Raw genomic sequence first — 19714 nt, 5'->3', positions numbered from 1 at the left:
ACCATATTTTATGGTAATTATCATATTTAGTGATAACAATTGAATTAAAATAAGGAATTAAAAATGCTGGTTACATTTGAAAATATAGAACAAATTTATAAATTACTAACTACTACTGATTTAAGTACTTTAACAATAAGTACAGAAAACCTTAAAATTTTATTAGCATATAACCAGTTATTAGATGATACAGAATATAATGAAGAAAACCGAAAGCAACTAAAGAAATTACTACAAGATAATTTCAATGAAATAAACTCAAGTAAAGTAGCTGAAACAATAAATGACCACAGAGCCAAATTCACAGGTAATATAGATGAACACTTGCACGAAGCAAGGCTAGATTGCATTAATTATTTACTTCCTAAAATATATGAATTGTCTGAAGTCCCTGAGATAAAAGCAGCATTAAAGGATAGATCTCTACCTTTAGATAATATAGATGAAAAATTATATGAAGAAATACTACCACACATTAATGAGTTACTTCCTAAAATATGTAATTCGCATGAAATATCTCAAATAAAAAAATTATTTAATAAGGAACCTCTACTTTCAAAGGACATAGATCAAAGCTTATACAAGGAAATACTGCCATATACTAAGTTACTTTCTAAAATGTACAATGTAGATGAAGCAGTATTAGCTAAACGACTAGCAACTTATTTTTCAAATATAGAGGAAGTTAAAGGATATTTAGAAACAGTAAATTATACAAATTCTGACACTATATTATGGAGTTTTCAAGACGAGCAAAAGCCAGATTCTTCTAATAACACTAAACCTATTATTGCTTTAAGTTATAATGCAGAAGTAGGAGGGGATACAGCAGAGGAAGCCAAAGAACGTATAATGGAACAAGACGGGAATGTTATATATATAGATTATAGAAAGATTGTGCCATTAAACACTAAAACTCAATCTATAGAAAAGATTTTAGAAGCTGGAAAAGCAAAAGAAATGCTTCAGAACGTTGATGGTCTGATAATTCCTGGTAATGAAGCAGCAGTTTATCCTGAATTATTTGATAGTAAAGAAAATTTTGGTGAAACTGATAAAGAACGCTCAATAGCAGAAAGTATATTGATAGATGTTGCTATACAAAAAGGTATACCAATAACAGGAATATGCGGTGGGCATCAACTTATAAATGTATATTTTGGAGGTAAATTAGCTAATGTTGATGAGCTAGATTATTCAAAAGTTAGGATTGATAAAGATTTAGAATTAGCCCGTATTACTAAAAATTCATCTATTGTTGAAGATTTAGAATCAGCCCATCTACCACCTCAAAAATTTTGGGCTTCTCATAAACAAATAGTAAAAAAAATTGGTAATTTAAACTTTATAAATCCAGTTGCAATGATAGAAAATGAAATAGTGGCAACTGAATCAGAGTTTGGAGCCCCAATTAAAACTTTTCAGTTCCATCCAGAAATATTATCTGAACAAAGTGAAATAGAATTAGAACGAAATAAAAAAATATTTAAAATATTTGTTGAGACTTGTAATAATTACCGAAATAAAAAAATAAATTTAGGAGAAATAAAGCAAGACATAGAAATAATTACTGAACCCCAAGATGATAACCATGAAAATGAAATATCAGTTGAAAACCTTAAGGATTTTAGAAATTCTATCAAGGAAATTTCTTCTAAAATTTCTACTAATAAATATTCTACTTTCGAAGAAATAGAAACAAATAATAAACGATTACAGCAAATTATCATCAGTAAAAAAATTAATCGTGATTTAAATGAAAAGGAAATAGCATTAATTAATTTAGGTGTAACTGCTAAACAATTTATAGAGCAAGATGATGATTTAATCTCGACATTATGTAATAATTTCTATGGGCTAAAAAGCTTAATAAAATTAGGATTTACCTTAGAAGAAATATTTAATAAGGATATTGAAGAACAAACGTTCCTGGTTCAAAATGGCTACAATGTAAAAACCTTAATAGACTTAGGAATTTCTTTAGAAACATTATTTAGTAAGGATACTGAAGAACAAAAATTCCTGATTCAATATGCTTTTAATATAAAATACTTAACAGAATTAGGATTTACTTTAGAAGAAATATTTAGTAAGGATACTGAAGAGCAAAAGTTCCTAATTCAAAACGGATATAATGTAAAAACCTTAATAGACTTAGGAATTTCTTTAGAAACATTATTTAGTAAGGATAATGAAGAACAAAAATTCCTGATTCAATATGCTTTTAATATAAAATACTTAACAGAATTAGGATTTACTTTAGAAGAAATATTTAGTAAGGATACTGAAGAGCAAAAGTTCCTAATTCAAAACGGATATAATGTAAAAACCTTAGTAGAATTAGGGATTTCTTTAGAAACACTATTTAGTAAGGATACTGAAGAGCAAAAGTTCCTAATTCAAAACGGATATAATGTAAAAACCTTAACAGAATTAGGAATTTCTTTAGAAACATTATTTAGTAAGGATACTGAAGAGCAAAAGTTCCTAATTCAAAACGGATATAATGTAAAAACCTTAGTAGAATTAGGGATTTCTTTAGAAACATTATTTAGTAAAGATATAGAAGAACAAAAGTTCTTTATTCAATATGGCTATAATATAAAAACCTTAACAGAGTTAGGTATTTCTTTAGAAACATTATTTAGTAAAGATATAGAAGAACAAAAGTTCTTTATTCAATATGGTAACAATATAAAACTCTTAACAGAGTTAGGAATTTCTCTAGAAACATTATTTAGTAAGGATACTGAAGAGCAAAAGTTCTTTATTCAAAATGGCTATAATATAAAAACCTTAACAGAGTTAGGAATTTCTTTAGAAACATTACTTAATAAGGATACTGAAGAGCAAAAATTCTTTATTCAAAACGCCTATAATATAAAATATTTAAAAGAAATAGGGATTTCTATACCTGAATTAGTTGCTATGGAATCAGAACAGCAAAAGTTTTTGATTCAGTATACCTCAAATGTTAAATATTCAATCGAAACAAAATTTCCTACAGCTGAGCAAAAGTTAATTATAGAAGCTATATTAATCAAAAAATTAGTTTCGTTAAGTGAGTTTCATAACATGGGTCTCAATCAACAAAAATCCTTTGTTGAAAATATAGATTTCAAAAAATGCGATGCTCCAGTATTAGATCAAGAAATAACTGATACGCCTGTAATAGGCGTAGCTTCTGAATTTCCTACAGATCAAGCGTAAAAAATACAAGCTGCTATCGGTTTTTAGCTGGTAGTAGCTTTATCTGCCAATTATTTCATCTCCTAATAATTCAAATTTTTAGTCCATGAAATAATTCGGAGCAAGGACCGGTTTTCAACGCTTCATTATAAGAAATAGTTACATATTCATCAGTATTATTGATCAACTTTACATTATGTTTAACCAACGTTACTTCACTATGAGGATAAAATAATAAATCTTTATTATCATACTCTTTAATTATAATTATATTCTTACCTTTTATAGGTATAACATTACCTAGCATACATACTCAATTTAAAATTATAGTTACCAAATATAATATGCCAATTATTTAAATAAGTTGCATAAAATCGTTTTTTTAAGTATACTTTTCTTCTTTTAATTTAAACTTTTTTTATGTCACAAAAATTAGGATTTTGGGCAGTTTTTGCATTAGTTACCGGTAGTCAAATCGGTACTAGTGTTTTTATACTTCCTTTGAGTTTAGCACCTTACGGTATATATAGCATATGGGGATGGGTGCTTTCGCTATTCGGTGCTATGAGCATCGCACTTGTATTTTCATATCTATGTGCAAAATTTCCTAAGACAGGCGGTCCGCATGTTTATATTCGTGAAAGCTTTGGCGAAAAAGCCGCCTTTTTTGTTGGCTGGACTTATTGGGTTATATCATTTATTAGCACTAGTATAGTTGTAATCTCTGCTATAGGTTATCTCACTCCTTTCTTCAAATCACAAGCAATATTAGATTTAATATTACAGATAATATTACTAGCTGCCATTATGATCTTGAATTTAAAAGGTCCTGAAGTGGCAGGTAAAGCAGAATTTTATTTAACATTATTAAAATTCGTACCTTTATTAATAGTGGGAGTATGTGCGTTATCACATTTTAACATAGATAATATAGCTATTGCTGAGGAAGTAGAGAATTTAAGCGTTCCAACCATTATGGGTAGGGTAGCACTGCTTACTTTCTGGGGATTTATTGGGGTAGAGTGTGCAACAACTACGGCAGGCTCAGTAAAAAATCCTTCTAAGACTATCCCGAGGGCTATAATGCTTGGAACTTTCTGCGTTGCCGTGCTATATCTTATTAATAGTATCGGTATAATGGGTTTAATTCCTGCCTCAGAGCTAATTGTTTCAAAAGCTCCTTATACTAATGCCGCAGCTTTATTATTTGGCGGTAAATGGTCTAGTGTGATTTCTGTTATTGCTTCTATTATTTGCATTGGCACGCTTAATGCCTGGGTACTAACTAGTGGGCAGATTGCTTTAGGGCTTGCCGAAGATGGTTTATTGCCAAAATTTTTTGCTAAGAAAAATAGTAATAATGCACCAGTGTGGGGAATCATTGTAAGTTGCCTTGGCATCGTGCCGTTATTAGTATTTACAGTGAATGATAATTTTGCTGAGCAGATTACCAAAATAATAGATTTCTCGGCAATAGCGTTTTTATTCGTTTATTTAATTTGTAGCTTAGCGTTTTTAAAAGTAATTCTTAGTTCAAAGAAAAATTTTTCTTATTATTATTTATTGATTGCCATAATATCAATCGTTTTTTGTGCTTGGGTTATTTATGAAACACCTATTAAAACATTAATCATAGCTAGTGCTTTTACTATAGCCGGCATTCCTTTATATTATTTATGGTATAAAGGTAGAAAATAGCTTTTTGGTGAGGGCAATGCCATGACTTGTCATATTGTCGTATGGCTTCGATATCATTCCCAGTAACGGCAGAATCCAGTTCTTTTATTGTCATACCGTGATTTACTCTATAGTACCGGACAGTTTTTATTTATGTCATTCCCGCTTTTAGCTAGGAATGACATAAATAAGTTAATATTTTAGAGTTTTTTTAATATATTACGTTACAGTAAAAATTCCTATTGACTTTTATATAAAAAGGTATTAAATTTTTTATAAAGAATTTTATGCTAGACTACGCAAAAGAACAAAGAAATTTAACAAGAGAACAAAAAGAAGCCATAGGCTTACTATCTATCGGTACATTTCTAGAATATTTTGACCTAATGCTATATGTACATATGGCTGTACTTTTAAATGAATTATTTTATCCAAAAGCTGATGCACATGTTGCGGCTCTTTATACTGCTGCTGCTTTTTGCTCAACTTATTTACTAAGACCTGTTGGAGCTTTAATATTTGGATGGATAGGCGATAATATAGGAAGAAAAAGTACTGTGGTAATAACTACTGCTTTAATGTCTATTTCATGTGTTGCTATGGCTACTTTTCCTACTTATGCACAGATTGGTACAAGTGCTGCATGGGTAATAACAATATGCCGGATTATTCAAGGCATGTCTTCTATGGGGGAAGTAATAGGAGCGGAACTTATATATAACTGAGATAACAAAACCACCAATACAATATCCAGCCGTTGCAATAGTTACTATTTTTTCAAGCTTAGGAGGATTTATTGCTTTAGGTATTGCTGATCTAGCTATAAATGGGAGTTTTAACTGGCGTATAGCTTTTTGGATGGGAGCAGTTATAGCTATTATAGGAGCAATTGCTCGAACTCATCTACGCGAAACGCCAGAATTTGTTGATGCAAAACGTCAATTAAAAAAATCTCTTGAATTAGCATCGCATAAAATTGATATAAATACCGAAAAATTAGAAAATAATTTAGCATGGAAAGAAAAAGTTAAACAAAAAAATTCCTTAGCCCTTTTTCTGATACAATGTGCATGGTCTATATGTTTTTATATAATTTATTTTCATTGTGGAACTGTATTTAAACGTTTTACTTATGCAAGTTTTATATATGCTTTATCACGAGCTTTCATATATGCTATTACTTCATTTGGATTAATTTATCTTACAAAATATTTTGGGCACTTAGGAATAATTGTTGTAACTATTCCTGTAGTTATAGGGTTTATTTGGGGAGTTTTGCATTTTGAAAAATTAGAAAAAGAAACAGGTAATTATTCTATTAAAACACTCTATAATTTTGGTTTTCAGAAAGCACAATAGATAAATTTTGATAACATATATTGGTTAAATATTTTGTTATCTGAGGCATTTCTAGATACATGCTAAAAGATGTAAAACTTATTAAACTTTCTTCTATAATATTTTTAGCTTTCTCAGGTGATTTTGCACCTAAGGTTTGTAAGTTATGTATTCTATCAAATAATTTTATTAATACTGTATCATATCTTTTTTGTTTAACTAATATATTTAAACTTTCTTCTGCACTAATCTTGCCGTAAGGTTTAATACGAGTTAAGCCCTCTACATGCTTTGCTACTTCTTGGTTAAAGATTTCAGCAATCATTTCTTCCGTAAGTTTTGTATCTTCAATAGTATCATGAAGTAGGGCTGCTTGTAGCATTACAGCAATGTAAAGCTTAGGTACTTCCATTGCTGTAAATTCTGCAAGCATAATCGCCACTTCAATCGGATGAGAATAATAAGGATCACCTGACTTACGCATTTGTAAGCCATGATACTTTCGGGCATAATAAATACCCTTTTTGACTTCGGAAATAGCAATAGGGTTATTTACTTTGGTATTTAGATATTCAAGTTTATCAAGTAGTTTTTTAGCATAAACACAGCTTTCAAACTTTTCTTTCCAACGGCTTAAATCTTCCATAAAAGTTATATCTTTAAATTAATTATTTTTATTTGCTTCTGCTTCTTGTTGTAATTTATACTCTGCCGCTTTTTCTTCCATATAGTTGAAAAAGAAATAACAGAAAATTATAAAACTAGTCAAAAGAATTGCGAAAGTTATTAATATTACTTTCAGTTCTTTTTTTGAATTTTCGGCTTTTAATCGTTTTTCTTCCTCTTCATCGAACTCAAACTCAGGCATTAAAGTTTGTTCTTCTTCGTTATTTTTCATATATTAACTCTTTTAAATTATTCTTATGTTTAATGGCGGAGCTTAAATATTAATTTAGTTTAATTAAAACAAGTTATAGAAATAATTAAACTACTTAAGGCTTTTTCAGCTTTAATTGAAAGCTCTGCCTTATCTGCCCCTCGCTTTTAAACCGAAGCTTTTGAGTATGTAGATTATTATTGTTTTTGTTAGGATTTTGTTGTTGTAGATATTGCTCATAAGCTCTAATACAACGAGCTAAATCATAACTACCATTAATAGTAAAATGTTAGATTTAACTAGCTGCTGAACCCGACGAGTAGTTAAACCTAGTGCTTTAGATATATCAGCTACTGTACAGTTAGTAAAATTCATTATTGCAATTAATAATTTAATATTTTACTAAATATTTGAAACAATATATATTGTATTATTTGCTGACATAATATTTTTATGAACCCATTTAAGTTAATTTATAAATTTTGTTCCTATCCTCAGATTAAATTTTGGTTATAGGTGCTTCATGCAGTAATAGGATTGTACCTCACATTATACGCTTTGGCTTTTGCTAGGTATGAATTTACTCTTTTTTCTATAGATAATAAAGTTGTAAATTTAGTAACACTTGCAGAAGGACAAAACGTAAATTTGTATTAGAAAGAATACCATCTTTTCAAAAGATAAAAGTTCCTACAGAACCTTATATTTAGTATTATCAAATCACTTATACCAGATTATGACGATATCAATTTTGATCTTTGGAAAGAATTAAGTATTTTAGTCGCTTACTATAAAAATGATTTAAAAAGCCTTACCTTAAATGGTATAAACTTAAGTGGGATGGGTAAATTATATTATGATATAAGTTTTAAAAACTCTTACTTTGAAAAAGTAAGCTTCATTAAAGCAGTTTTAAATTTTAATGATTTTCAATATAGCAAATTTATTGACACAGAGTTTCGTGGTGCAGATCTTAGAGAAAGTAATTTATGTGGAGCAAAACTGTACCAAACCTCATATTTCGATACGGATTTTAGTTACACTAATTTAATAGGAGTAGATTTATCTAATATAATAGTATTACCTCATACAATTGAATCAGTTGTTCACTTAGAAAATGCTTATTATAATTCTCAAACCATTAAAATGACTTCTGAATTTAAAATTTTTAATTTTTTAGCTTTACATTTTCCTACTTGTATAGATTTTACAATTGAGGGTTTTCCACCTACAAAATTCCCTCAGGGTTTTGATCCTGAAATATATGGTATGATTGATATGTCTAAACCTAAAAACCTTCTAAAGCCATTCAATACTGGAAATTGACCTTGACGTTTCATGCTCCTTACTACATCCGCAATTTTTAAAGGCTGTAATTCTTTGTTTTCATCAAAGCCTAAATCTACTATACCGCCAGTAAAGAGTTTATGATTTACCCTCTTTTCTTGAGGTAAAGGCTTACCTCTCTCATCCACCTCTATTTCAAAGAACTTCTTGATCATATCCATGTTCAAGCTTTTACCCCAACGTCTTGGTCGAGTTATAAGTATTACGCTGCCACTATCTTCAATAATCTCTTTAACTAGTAAACTTTTATCAACAAAAATATCACTATTGAACAATAGACTTTTAAAATCATCGTCTCCGACTCTCATTTTAGGTATTACTATATTTTCAGATGTTAATTCGCTTTCTTTATTCATTATATTATTCCAAATAGTTTCATTCTATGAGATTTAGTTGGGCAGTAATTATTCTCCTTGCCAATAAAGATCAACACACTGCTAATATTTAAGGCTAGTATTAAAATGATGTTAAAATTTTATCTAGAATTTATAGACTGTGGATTATTATAAAGTGTAATTAACTGAAATACAATTTATATAACCCAATCACAACCAATCAATCCAACATCTTGTGCTTGCTCACGTTCTTGTGCTTGCTCACGTTCTTGTCCTTGCATTTGATCCAAATCTTGGGTTTGATACGCAGTATAGGGTACTACTTCACTGTCTTTTTCATCTTTTAAATTCGTATATTCTTGTTTTGTCTTTGTCTGATCAAATTTTACCTTATCTAAGAACTCTTGAATTATTGCAATTTGTTGATTATGTAGCTCTTCATATAAACTTATCACAGACGGCAGGCTTTCTTGTACAATAAGTTCTTGATATGACTTAATTGTATATTGCATAATTTTCTCAATAAAGGTTACTGGTTCTTCGGCTATTAAACTAATAGCTTCATTGATTATTCTGCCATTTAGATAAAATAATTGATTGCAAGATAATGATGATTCTCTATGATTTATTAATTCACTTGTTAAATTAGATATTCCTTCTGCTATTAAGATATAACCAACTTGTTTCATGATAAGAGATAAAAAAGGAAACTCTTCTGCAGTTTTAAGTAAAGATAAACCATTATATACTTGTTTCGTTATATTCTCAATAGTTTCGTCAGTTAGTTCTTGTACGGTATTCAACCCATATATATTACCTAAACCGATATGCTCTAATTCCGCTATTTCAACACTAGTAATCACTTCTTTGTTAGAGTCAATTTTCTGAAAATATTTAGATTCGGAGCTTCTACTCTTAATTATCAAGTCCCCTGTTGCACTGCTAAGCTTCTTGATAAGCTCATCTATATTGTCTTGCTGAATCTTTAAACATACTAATTTAGAGTATAAATGTTTTAATAACAAGTTCCTTTGTAGTAACTCTTCTTGATAAGATTTTTTATTTCCACTATGAGTAGTCTCCTCTTTTATTGCTTCTCTTGCCATTGGCACAATAGCTCCTTCTTGTTCAAGAAATAACATTTTAGCTAATTGCTCCATTTGTTCAACCTGATCTATTTGTTTTTGTTGATTATGACAATATTTTGTAAGCAACCATATTATATTATATGGTATCTTATCGCCTAAAGGGTCATCATATAATATGCTAATATGATCATTATCTTTTAATATATAGATTGTTATAATGTCATCTATATCCTCTGTGTTTTGATCATTATTGTTCTTGTTATAGTAGTGCATACAAATAGGTTTATTATTGATATCGTTTTGATATTTATTTAGAAGTTCTGCTAGCTCTATTATACCATGTATCTTATGAACAACTTCTTGATCATATTCTTTTGACTTAAGGTGGAAATAGTCTGTATCTGTAGCTCTATAGACTATTGAAGCTTTTAGGCTAGTGTGGTTTAACATATCTTGATTACTATCCTTAGAAGATTCAGGTAATAATATTAGATCAAAATCATTATTGATTTTAAAAAATTCTCTTAGATAATTAATTTCTTTCTCTAAAGGTTTTTTTGCCCTTTCAAGGCACTCTCTAGCGATATCTTTATAATTTGCAGGGTGTATTGATGATTCTGGCTCTTTAATAATGAATGTTCCTTGAGATATAGCAGTAAATATTGAGGTGAACTTTTTTATTAGATGCCAGCTACGTTCTATCTCCACTTCAAAGAGTATTATATCAGCACTAGGTAATATTTCTGTGCTACCGCTTAGAAAAATAGCCTGTTTTAATGCATATTCAGCTTTAGATAATTTATTATTGCGTAAATTATTTTTCTGTACTAAATACTCGGCTTGTTTTATCCTATGATAAGGATTGTGAATGATTCTCTCTGCTTCTGCTATACTACCATTAGTTTCTATTCCATCTTGATAGACCTTTTGCCCCTTTATCAAGATTTTTGCTTCTTCTGTGAATTTTACAAATACTTGCTCTGCTATAGCTTTGAGAGAAGAATGTTGTTCTGACTTTAGCTTTTTTTCTTGAGTAATTGTTTCTAATTCAGGTAAATTGTTGGCTTTAAGCTCTTGTCGTTCCAACCAAAAAGCCCAATATTCTTTTAGGTCTTCTAGTACAAAATGAAATCCTTCAATATGTTTATTCTTTTCTCGTAACTCTTGATACAAATTAGAAAAACAATGAAATAATTTATCCTGAAGATCAAGTTCTACTACTTTATCTAAAATATTCTGCACTCTTAATTTTTCTACTTCATTTCTAAACTCTTTTACTTCATGAATCTTAATATCTTCCAGTGGTTTTGTTATACCTAAACTTCTAATCTCACTTTCTCTAATAATTAATTGTCCACTGCCGGTGCTACCTTGTCTAGCTGTTCGACCAAATGCTTGATCTTCTACTCTTTGGTTAGATGGCAGAAAAGTAATGCAAACATGTAATCCACCATATTGATTCAGCTCTTCGACTGTCTCTAAATCTGTTCCTCTACCAGCTATATTGGTCGCTATAATTACATCTCTAGAACTTACCCTATCCTTGGTAATTTTTGCGTCATCTTCATCAACATAAGTTTTAATTGTATTAATAGCATTTTTATCTAAGCTTTTAAATAATTCTAAGCTTTGTTTTATTATTTTAACATCTTGAATAGTTTCACAAATAACCAGCACTGCTCTACTTAGATTAATTTGTTCTAATATTCCAAGTATAATGCTATCAAGCCAATTACTATCTTTAATTATTATTCCAGTTAATTCTGTAAATTTTTTTTCTTTATAAGTAGGAATTTCCGTATGATCTACATTATATATTTCAGATAACAAAGACTCCTCAGCATTTGAGCCTAAAGTACCTGTCATACCAAATATTTTACTACCATATTTCTTAATATCAACATTCGCTGACAACCATTCCTCTAAACTAGACCAATTTATTAATGATCTTAATTTATATAATTTATTATTGTGGTTTAATTCTTCGGTCAGTTTGTAACCAAAAAGCTGTCCTTGTCTTTGCAACTTTGTTATATTTTCTATCGGCATTAATCAGATAATCCTTAAGTTTTTTGCCAATATTATAGCTTTTTCTTATGGATTCTCTATATATTTTTATCTGCTAAGCATATTATATATTATCCTTCTAGACTTTTGACGGGGAGACTATCTATTCACGACCCCCGGCAGAAAATCAATCACTAGTGTATTTTTCTTTAAAAAATACACCTTGGAGGTGTAAAAATCACAGTCTTATATTTTAAAAAATTGTATTAAATTACTTTAATAGTTAAATTTCTGCCGGGGTCGTGAATAGATACTAACATTTGCTACCCGAATCATACAAATTCAATAGTTTGGTTTATTAGGTAATTTTAAATGTTTCCATTGTAAGCCTTGGATTATTATAGGTTCTGCCTATTTATTACTAAAATACTATTTTGTCTAATCTAACCGAATACCAATGTATCAAGGTAACTAACTGCTTTGAGCCAACACATTTATGTAAATCTCCAACCATATCAGAGTTATAAAGAGATCATTTCTAACCTCTTTATTATGATTAATGATGATCAATAGTATCGCTGGTAGCTCCCATTGTACTAACTGGAGCTTCTTCATAATGTACAATTTGAAGAGCAGTATCTATTGTTTTAATTTGGCTAACATCATACTTTATATCCTTTAGTGTTTGATATTTAGTATTGAGTAACTCACCAAGCTTTTGATGCATAGTTTTATCCTGATCCAAGTATTTTTTAGATTCTATTATAGCACCTGCAAGGACTCGACATTCATTGGCTTTTAATTTAGGATAATTTGGATGATCTTTAAATTCTTTATCAAACTTTTCATTATCTATTGCGTTAATAAGTGTAGATAACCTATCAAATTTGTCTCGTTCAATATATTCAGAAATTAGTAATTTTTCTGCTTCATAAAAAGCAATTTTCCTAGGAGCATCAACATTGGGATTCTCGTTTATTAAACTTTCTTCTACCCATTCTGTTACAGATTTCATATCGTCATCTTGAATTTTTGTAACTAAAAATTCAGTATACCCTGCTTGCAAAGTCCTGTGTGAAACATTTTTATACATATAACATTATCCTCTATTAAATTATTATAACTAAATCTCATTCTAGTAATTATATCACTTTTGTATTAGTTAGACATCATAAATTGCATCTATAGGTTTTGATACATCACCTAATAATACATCTTCAAAATACCTAGAACATTCATTTTGGACATTAATCATCCATGCATCATCCAATTGTATCATTCCCTCTGCTTCATACTTTACTTTTACTAACTCACAAAAAGCTTGTAGTATTGGAGTTCCTTTACATTGTGATTCATTAAATATACATTCAACTTTTAACGCATCAAACGGTAAAAGAGAAATAATAACATGATTAACAACCTTGTCTTTTAGTATCCCTTTAGTTTTTTCATTACTCATTTCCGAACGAAATACTGCATCATCATTATAACCTCTTGCACCATTAACCTCTAACTTTCGATATTGAATACCATCCTGAACAGAATATTCAGCTTGCCTCTGTCCACCAGCTGAAGTATAAACTTTTATTATGTCTGTATCATCATGTTGTTTGGGTGCTAATACTTTGTTTTCTAATGGTTTAAAATCAAACACAGAATATAGATGTTTTGCTACATGATATTGAAAAATATCTACTAAATTTTTTTCAATGTCAATATCTTCATTATATTTGTCTTTACACTTAAGATTTTGGTCATTTACCTTAAAATTATATTTCTCGTTATATTCTTTTTGATATTCTAAATCTTTTTTTTCTGTCTTACGTGATACTTCTGATAATTTATGATGCATTAATAAGTTTATAATCTTTAATACTTCTACTACCTTTCTTACTATGGAACCTTCATTATCAACAATTCTAATACATGAGTCATATTGTAATGTATTTCCCTGAGTTATCTCATTATGAGATATTACTTCATATTTCTGTTGTTCTAACTTTAATTTTGCAGCTTGTTTTGCATCCTCTGGAGTGTTATATACACGAATTTCCTCTTTCAAAGAATTTCCCTCTTCAGGAAAAGCAGCATATTTCTCCTGATTAAATAAAGTTAATATTATCCTTGCAATTCCTTCACAAACTATGGTTATAGTGTTAGCATTTTGTGAATCTAATATTCCTTCAGTGAGATATTTTATACCATAAGTAATATATTTTTCAAATTTAGTACTAAAATCTGCTTCAGCTTTATCTTTTTCAGCTTGCGAGAAATCATCACATTTCTTGAATTGTTCTATAAGTGCATCATTGTATATTAAGTGATATTCATTACTGGTAGTAGATAATTTAAATGCTTCAGATCCCTCATCTTGTAATGTACTATTAGAACTTAGTTTAGAATATTGAGCATTTGTTAAGCAGATACCTTTTTTATTTTTGAGTAGCGGTTTAGTAGCTTCTACTAAATTGGTTACATATGATTTATAACCATCATGCCCTTCTGATATATCAATTTTTGTTTTAATAGCTGCTGCTATAAAAGCATATGGTGTCACATGGCGCATTTGCTTTGTTGAACTTCCTAATACTTTTGGACGCCCCACTATTGTAGTTTGATTATCACATGGATTAGTAGGATCGTCATTAATTACAATATCTACTAATACATCTTGGCTCATATTTATTTTAAATAACTTTTCTATAAAGTTGCGAATATACCATTTTTGTTGTTTTATGACTGGAGTACTCGGTTCTACAATTCCACCCATAGAATCATCTATAATTTGCCGTACTTCTTGTATTTTGCTTGATATACTTTCTTTTAACTCATCACTGTCTATATTTTCATATTGATTATTTAATATATCAATTAATTCTTGATTATGTTGTGTATTTGTAGTTAAAAACTCTTTTTTGTCAATAAAAGCATCTGCTAGTACTTTACATTCAAATGTTCTTAATTTTTCATTAGCAGGACTATTTACTGCATCAAGTAACAGTTTTATTTTTTCTATATCATTTCTGATAATGTATTCAGTAAACACTGTCTTTTGTGCTTCAAAAAAAGCTGCTTTTATATCTTGAGTAATCCTTAGGCTTGGGGGTTGATTAAGCAAATTATTGCCAATCCAAGTTGTAATAACTTCTTTCTTATCTTCATCTAATGCATCAGATATAAACTTAATAAACCCTTCTACTGCTGCTGTAAATTTCATAATAAACCTAATCTATATTTATAATTTATTCTATGGCTATATGCATAGCACTTTTTATGAAAAATCTAAATTATCTTGCCTATAAGTATCACCTGATACACTTAAATTTTCATCTAACTTATCTATAAGTTCTATATTAAATTGACGTTCTAAGTCATTATACCATACTTGATCTAAAATATTCGGGGAGCTGTAATCAGCCTTTAGTAACTTACAAAAAGAGTTAAATATTTGCTTTATTGGTGATAACCCCTGTTGGTTAACATCCTCTTCAAGTGTAACATTAGAATTCAATGATGAGAAAGGAGCTAACATCAGAGAAATATGACTAATAACTTGTTGTGTTAATGGTTCTTTTGCTGGTATAGCGGTAGCTGATTTTTGAATGGAATATTGTTCACTTAATTGTTCGCTATTAGAAGTGTAAACTTTAACTATTCCTGTCCTATCACCCTTTTGTTTAGGTGCAAACATTTTTTCTGTTCCTAACGATCTAAAGTTAAATATTAGATATAAATGTTTTGCTGCATGACAATGAAAAATTTGATTACAATTATTTTCAGTAAGTGGATCCTCATAATCAGTGTAATTATCTAAACTATTATCCTTATATGTAAATGTGTTAATTTTAAAATTATACTTATTATACTTATTTAACAATAAGCTTATTTTATCTGACTCTATACTACTTACATTAAGTACAATACCCTTTATTAAGGAGTCTATTATATCTAATGCTTCTACTGTGTTTTGTACTATTTGTTCTTTAACATCTATAATTCTAATATGTGGTTCTTTCTTATTACCTTGGTATTTAAATTTATTCCCTTCAATTCTATCAACAATTTCTTTATGAGATACAACTTCATAAGGTACTGTATCATCCAGTTTTGCTCCTTTCATGTGTTGGTATAGGCGTATCTCCTTAAATAACATATTATCCTTTGTAGAAAAATATACTCCTTCCTGTTGACTAAGTGTAGTTAATATAAACTTTGCTATAAGTTCACAAGTTGTTTCAAGAATGTAATAATCATCAAGTATCATTTTTTGAAAACCACTGAGTACATATTTAATATATCTCTGAAATTCAGTAGTATAATCTCTTTTTGATTCATCAACATTGTACTCTGACAAATTTATCTCATGACTCTCCAATTGCTCAATTAAGTCTTCATTAGTAATTAGATATTTTATTTTTTTCGTACTATCTCTCTTTGTAGTAATAACCTTGATATTAAAAAAGTCTTCTTGCCTATTTAGTTTTTGACTATCATATTGTTCTTGTGTCAGACATCTACCTTGTATTTGGTCTGATATGGCTAATATATACTTTATAAAATTGTCTACTGTATAATTTTTACCTATTGATACATCTAACACTTTAATTCCAAGAGCCTGTTTTAAAAACAACAATGGAGTTACATAATGCATTTGTTCAATCGAACTACCAATAATCTTGGAACGACATACTGTTACATGGTGATTACCATCCTTATCATTAATTACAATATCTGCAAATATTTCTTTACTTATTTCCACTCCAAATAGCTTACTTGAAAGTTCCTTAACATGAAATTTTTGCATCGCTTCTTCATTTGCATTAAAATATTCTCTTGTAGGAGCATACTGCTGATTTTGAATATTAGATGTGTAATATTCAGCATGTGAAAAATGCATGCCCTCGTGAAATATAATAGCCTCTTCTTTTGTCCCCCAAAGTTCAAGATTTGCTTGATACTGTCCTAATAGTTCCTTGTCTGGGGGATAAACTAAACTATATATTTTGCCATGATTATCTTTACGATAAAATGTAATTTTAATATTTGCTAAAGATGCCAGAATAGGAATTTCTTCAGTAAAGACATAATAATTATTACTACTAATAGCGCCTAAATAGTATTGATATAGATTTTCATTTTCACAAAATGAATTTACAATAGATTGTTGAGATTGAACATCTGTTCCAGCATTATCTCTCCTTTCTCTTGTTTGATCAGCTAACTCTTTAATTTGCTCTGATCTATTAGTTAGATATTCTGGGTTGTTTATGAAAGCAGTAAATATTGTCTTTAACTGATCTTTCAGTTTATTTGGCATTTTTGGATCTTGTAAAGAATTAAATTGACTCAAGAAATTATGCCATTCTTTCCTCATTGTATCAGCGTGCTTGGTTTCATAAGGATTAGGGCTATCTTTATCACCAAATACTGCATGGAAAAAACAATTACCGTCACCTTTTGTTTGATGCCACTTAACTTTTACCGCATTATGTACGTTTGACATGTAACCCCACTCCTATAATTTCAGATCAATCTTTAGTCTTACCTAGGAGTCTGTCGGAGAATAGAAATATTTTGCAGAAAATAAAAAAATTGACCGTACTCCCCTACGGCTTATTTTTCAAATTTGATCATTAATTAGGGTAAATTCGCTATTCTCCGAAAGACTCCTAGGTAACAGAATAAAATGTCAGCTACCTTCATTAATTGATATTATTATATAAATATAAAAATTCTTTAATGGTTTATTCTACTAATTCCTAAATCTTAATGCAACAACTTATTTTATATATTTTTAACCACAATACCATATATAGCTTTTCAGCTGTTAGTCTATAAGAATTTTCTTTGACATATTCAAATATTATAAGTTTTGATTTTTACATTTACGGACAGAGTGTTAAAACCCCTTGCTGTCATTATCTTCCATCCACCTATCACTCTACCCAACCTTCTGCCTAAGGCCTGCCAAGGAGAGATGTTGCTGTCTATATGAGGTTTAGCAAACAAAATAAGCTTGAAGTTTACGAATGAGGTTATAGCGGTTACAGCTCAAATTCCGATAGGCGCACTTGGGCAAACTAGGTAAACCTAGTTTGCCTGCGCTCAAAGATTCATTGGTGATTGCTATTACCCAAAAACTTACAGCTTATAGCGGTAATAGCAATGGCAATATATCACTGTAATAAATCAGAAGTACGAAGAAGCAAAGGACAAAATGCAGTTGCAGCAAGTAGCTATATTTCAAGAAGTAAATTGCAGTTTTTTACAACTGACCGTAAAACAGGAGAAAAACGTACTGTTACCTATAATTTTAGCAGCAAGAAAGGACTTGTTCATAGCGTAATTCTAGCCCCGGATGATGCTCCTAGTTGGGTATATGATAGACAAGAATTATGGAATAGAGCAGAAAGTAGTGAAACAAGAAAAAATGCTGAGACTGCTAGAAAGCTGACCATAGCCTTACCAAAAGAATTAACTCAACAACAGAATACTGAACTTACCGAACACTTTGCTTCTGAGTGCCTAGTTAGTCATGGCATGATAGCAGATATAAACATTCATTATGACAATCCAAATAATCCTCATGCCCACATTCAGATGACTACTGGAAAACTACTACATTTAGAAAATGGCGAAGTAATTTTTGGTGAAAAAGGACGTGATTGGGGAAGAAGAAATTTTTTATATTATTATCGAGAAAATGTAGCCTATTTCATCAATCAATATTTAGAAAAATATGGTCATTTAGCTAAGGTATCACATTTATCGCATAAAGCAAGAGGAATTGATTTAATACCGACTATCCATGAAGGAACAGCACATTATATACAAGACTCAAAATTAAGGTTAATAAATGAACAAATACTAAAAGAAAATGCTGCCAAGATTAGAGAAGATATAGAATTAGTTTTTCAGAAATTATCGATTAATAAGCCAGTTTTTACTAGAGAAGAAATTGCTATAGTAAGTTTTATAGGGAATATTTTGGTTTATTTGTTGGGATGAATTATAAAAAGTACTGCCAAATCAAAAATTAGATTAACGGTAAGTAACATTTAATTTAACTGATTTGGCTGTAGGTTACAGTGGTTATTTTTCCACTGTCTCTTATTTGCAGCTTCTTTGGTTTTTTAAGAAAAATATTTGATTTTACTTTCCAATTCGCTTTACTCCTCTTCTAATATGGAATAGGTGTGGTGTTGATAGCACTTAATATGTTTAAGTTTGTTGTTAAGTTAGTAAGTGCCATCTAGTTAACTAACAAGTACAGAGGTTAGAATAAAACGCAAATTTTACCAATCTAACCTCTAGTACCCCATTTTTTTGTAACCTAAAAAACGGTAGGAAAATCATATGACTAATAACGACCAAAATCAACAAAAAGAAATTATTAACTTGCACGAGCTTCAGCCAGAATTGGTTGAAGCAAGGTTAACATTAACAAAAGTATTAAAAACGCTTTGTTCTAATGATCAGCTAATGCAGACAGTATACGACTATTCAGGTGATAGTGCTACAACCATTATATGGTATTTACAACAAGTCATAAAATACCTAGATGCCATTATTGCCAATAATAAAGTGATACTTGATGCTTTAAGTGGTAAATTTTAATAAAATTATTTACCCTTATTTTTTAAAGATTGTAGCTATTTGAGGTAATGAAATAAAAAATTTGAATGTGTAGCGACTTAATATTTCTGATTAATGTCGCCACACATTAAATCTTAATTAGCTAAATTAGGTGTTTAATTTAATAATAATTCTATTGTCTCCAGTTTAGCATTATTATAACAAATTTTACCAAAAAATCATTGATAGAGGAAAACCTCTATACTTTTGGGAGTTAGCTA

At 29.6% G+C, this 19714-nt stretch carries 13 protein-coding genes and 1 pseudogene; 6 read left to right on the top strand and 8 right to left on the bottom strand.

Translation table 11 applies throughout. From position 1 onward, the window contains the following. The first annotated feature begins 63 nt into the window (after positions 1-63). Positions 64-3210 carry a gamma-glutamyl-gamma-aminobutyrate hydrolase family protein gene (locus AAGD49_RS03985; protein ID WP_341788010.1) on the top strand — a complete coding sequence of 1049 codons (3147 nt, stop codon included), beginning with the start codon at positions 64-66 and terminating at the stop codon, positions 3208-3210. 70 nt (positions 3211-3280) lie between these two features. Here the strand turns inward: AAGD49_RS03985 and AAGD49_RS03980 are convergent, their stop codons facing one another. Further along, a complete protein-coding gene (locus tag AAGD49_RS03980; RefSeq protein ID WP_341788009.1) occupies positions 3281-3496 on the bottom strand; it encodes a hypothetical protein in 216 nt (71 codons plus the stop codon). A gap of 113 nt (positions 3497-3609) precedes the next feature. Here AAGD49_RS03980 and AAGD49_RS03975 point away from each other — a divergent pair, with 113 nt between their 5' ends. Both AAGD49_RS03975 and AAGD49_RS03970 read left to right on the top strand, forming a co-directional pair. Then, a complete protein-coding gene (locus AAGD49_RS03975; RefSeq protein WP_341788008.1) occupies positions 3610-4887 on the top strand; it encodes an APC family permease in 1278 nt (425 codons plus the stop codon). Positions 4888-5153: 266 nt separating this feature from the next. Beyond that, a pseudogene (locus AAGD49_RS03970) lies at positions 5154-6225 on the top strand (MFS transporter). On the opposite strand, the gene AAGD49_RS03965 reads toward AAGD49_RS03970, so the two are convergent. After that, positions 6185-6850 (bottom strand): HD domain-containing protein, encoded by a 666-nt coding sequence (locus AAGD49_RS03965; protein ID WP_341788007.1) that lies wholly within the window; start codon positions 6848-6850, stop codon positions 6185-6187. The pseudogene AAGD49_RS03970 and the gene AAGD49_RS03965 overlap by 41 nt on opposite strands. Positions 6851-6868: 18 nt before the next feature. Then, positions 6869-7102 (bottom strand): hypothetical protein, encoded by a 234-nt coding sequence (locus AAGD49_RS03960; protein WP_341788006.1) that lies wholly within the window; start codon positions 7100-7102, stop codon positions 6869-6871. An 819-nt stretch (positions 7103-7921) separates the two neighbouring features. Here AAGD49_RS03960 and AAGD49_RS03955 point away from each other — a divergent pair. Beyond that, a complete protein-coding gene (locus AAGD49_RS03955) occupies positions 7922-8407 on the top strand; it encodes a pentapeptide repeat-containing protein (RefSeq protein ID WP_341788005.1) in 486 nt (161 codons plus the stop codon). On the opposite strand, the gene AAGD49_RS03950 is transcribed toward AAGD49_RS03955, so the two are convergent. From AAGD49_RS03950 to AAGD49_RS03930, 5 genes are all read right to left on the bottom strand, one after another. Continuing rightward, positions 8323-8784, bottom strand: coding sequence for an AAA family ATPase (locus tag AAGD49_RS03950; protein ID WP_341788004.1), 462 nt, complete (start codon positions 8782-8784; stop codon positions 8323-8325). The genes AAGD49_RS03955 and AAGD49_RS03950 overlap by 85 nt on opposite strands. Positions 8785-8960: 176 nt before the next feature. After that, positions 8961-11900 carry a helicase-related protein gene (locus AAGD49_RS03945; protein ID WP_341788003.1) on the bottom strand — a complete coding sequence of 980 codons (2940 nt, stop codon included), beginning with the start codon at positions 11898-11900 and terminating at the stop codon, positions 8961-8963. A 514-nt stretch (positions 11901-12414) separates the two neighbouring features. Beyond that, the gene (locus AAGD49_RS03940; protein ID WP_341788002.1) at positions 12415-12873 is read right to left on the bottom strand and encodes a hypothetical protein; all 459 of its coding nucleotides are present in this window, start codon (positions 12871-12873) and stop codon (positions 12415-12417) included. 147 nt (positions 12874-13020) lie between these two features. Next, a complete protein-coding gene (locus AAGD49_RS03935) occupies positions 13021-15075 on the bottom strand; it encodes a hypothetical protein (protein WP_341788001.1) in 2055 nt (684 codons plus the stop codon). A 54-nt stretch (positions 15076-15129) separates the two neighbouring features. Next, entirely contained in the window at positions 15130-17361 is a 2232-nt protein-coding gene (locus AAGD49_RS03930) for a hypothetical protein (RefSeq protein ID WP_341788000.1), read from the bottom strand. Between the two features lie 662 nt (positions 17362-18023). On the opposite strand from AAGD49_RS03930, the gene AAGD49_RS03925 reads away from it, so the two are divergent. After that, the gene (locus tag AAGD49_RS03925) at positions 18024-18866 is read left to right on the top strand and encodes a MobA/MobL family protein (RefSeq protein ID WP_341787999.1); all 843 of its coding nucleotides are present in this window, start codon (positions 18024-18026) and stop codon (positions 18864-18866) included. Between the two features lie 348 nt (positions 18867-19214). Next, on the top strand, positions 19215-19475 hold the full coding sequence (locus tag AAGD49_RS03920) for a hypothetical protein (RefSeq protein WP_341787998.1): 261 nt from the start codon (positions 19215-19217) through the stop codon (positions 19473-19475). The last annotated feature ends 239 nt before the right edge of the window (positions 19476-19714 follow it).

Origin of the sequence: Rickettsia endosymbiont of Lasioglossum villosulum (genome assembly GCF_964026455.1) — a bacterium.
GTDB lineage: Bacteria > Pseudomonadota > Alphaproteobacteria > Rickettsiales > Rickettsiaceae > Rickettsia.
The sequence above is the reverse complement of the archived record's forward strand: the minus strand, read 5'-3'. Positions and strand labels throughout refer to the sequence as shown.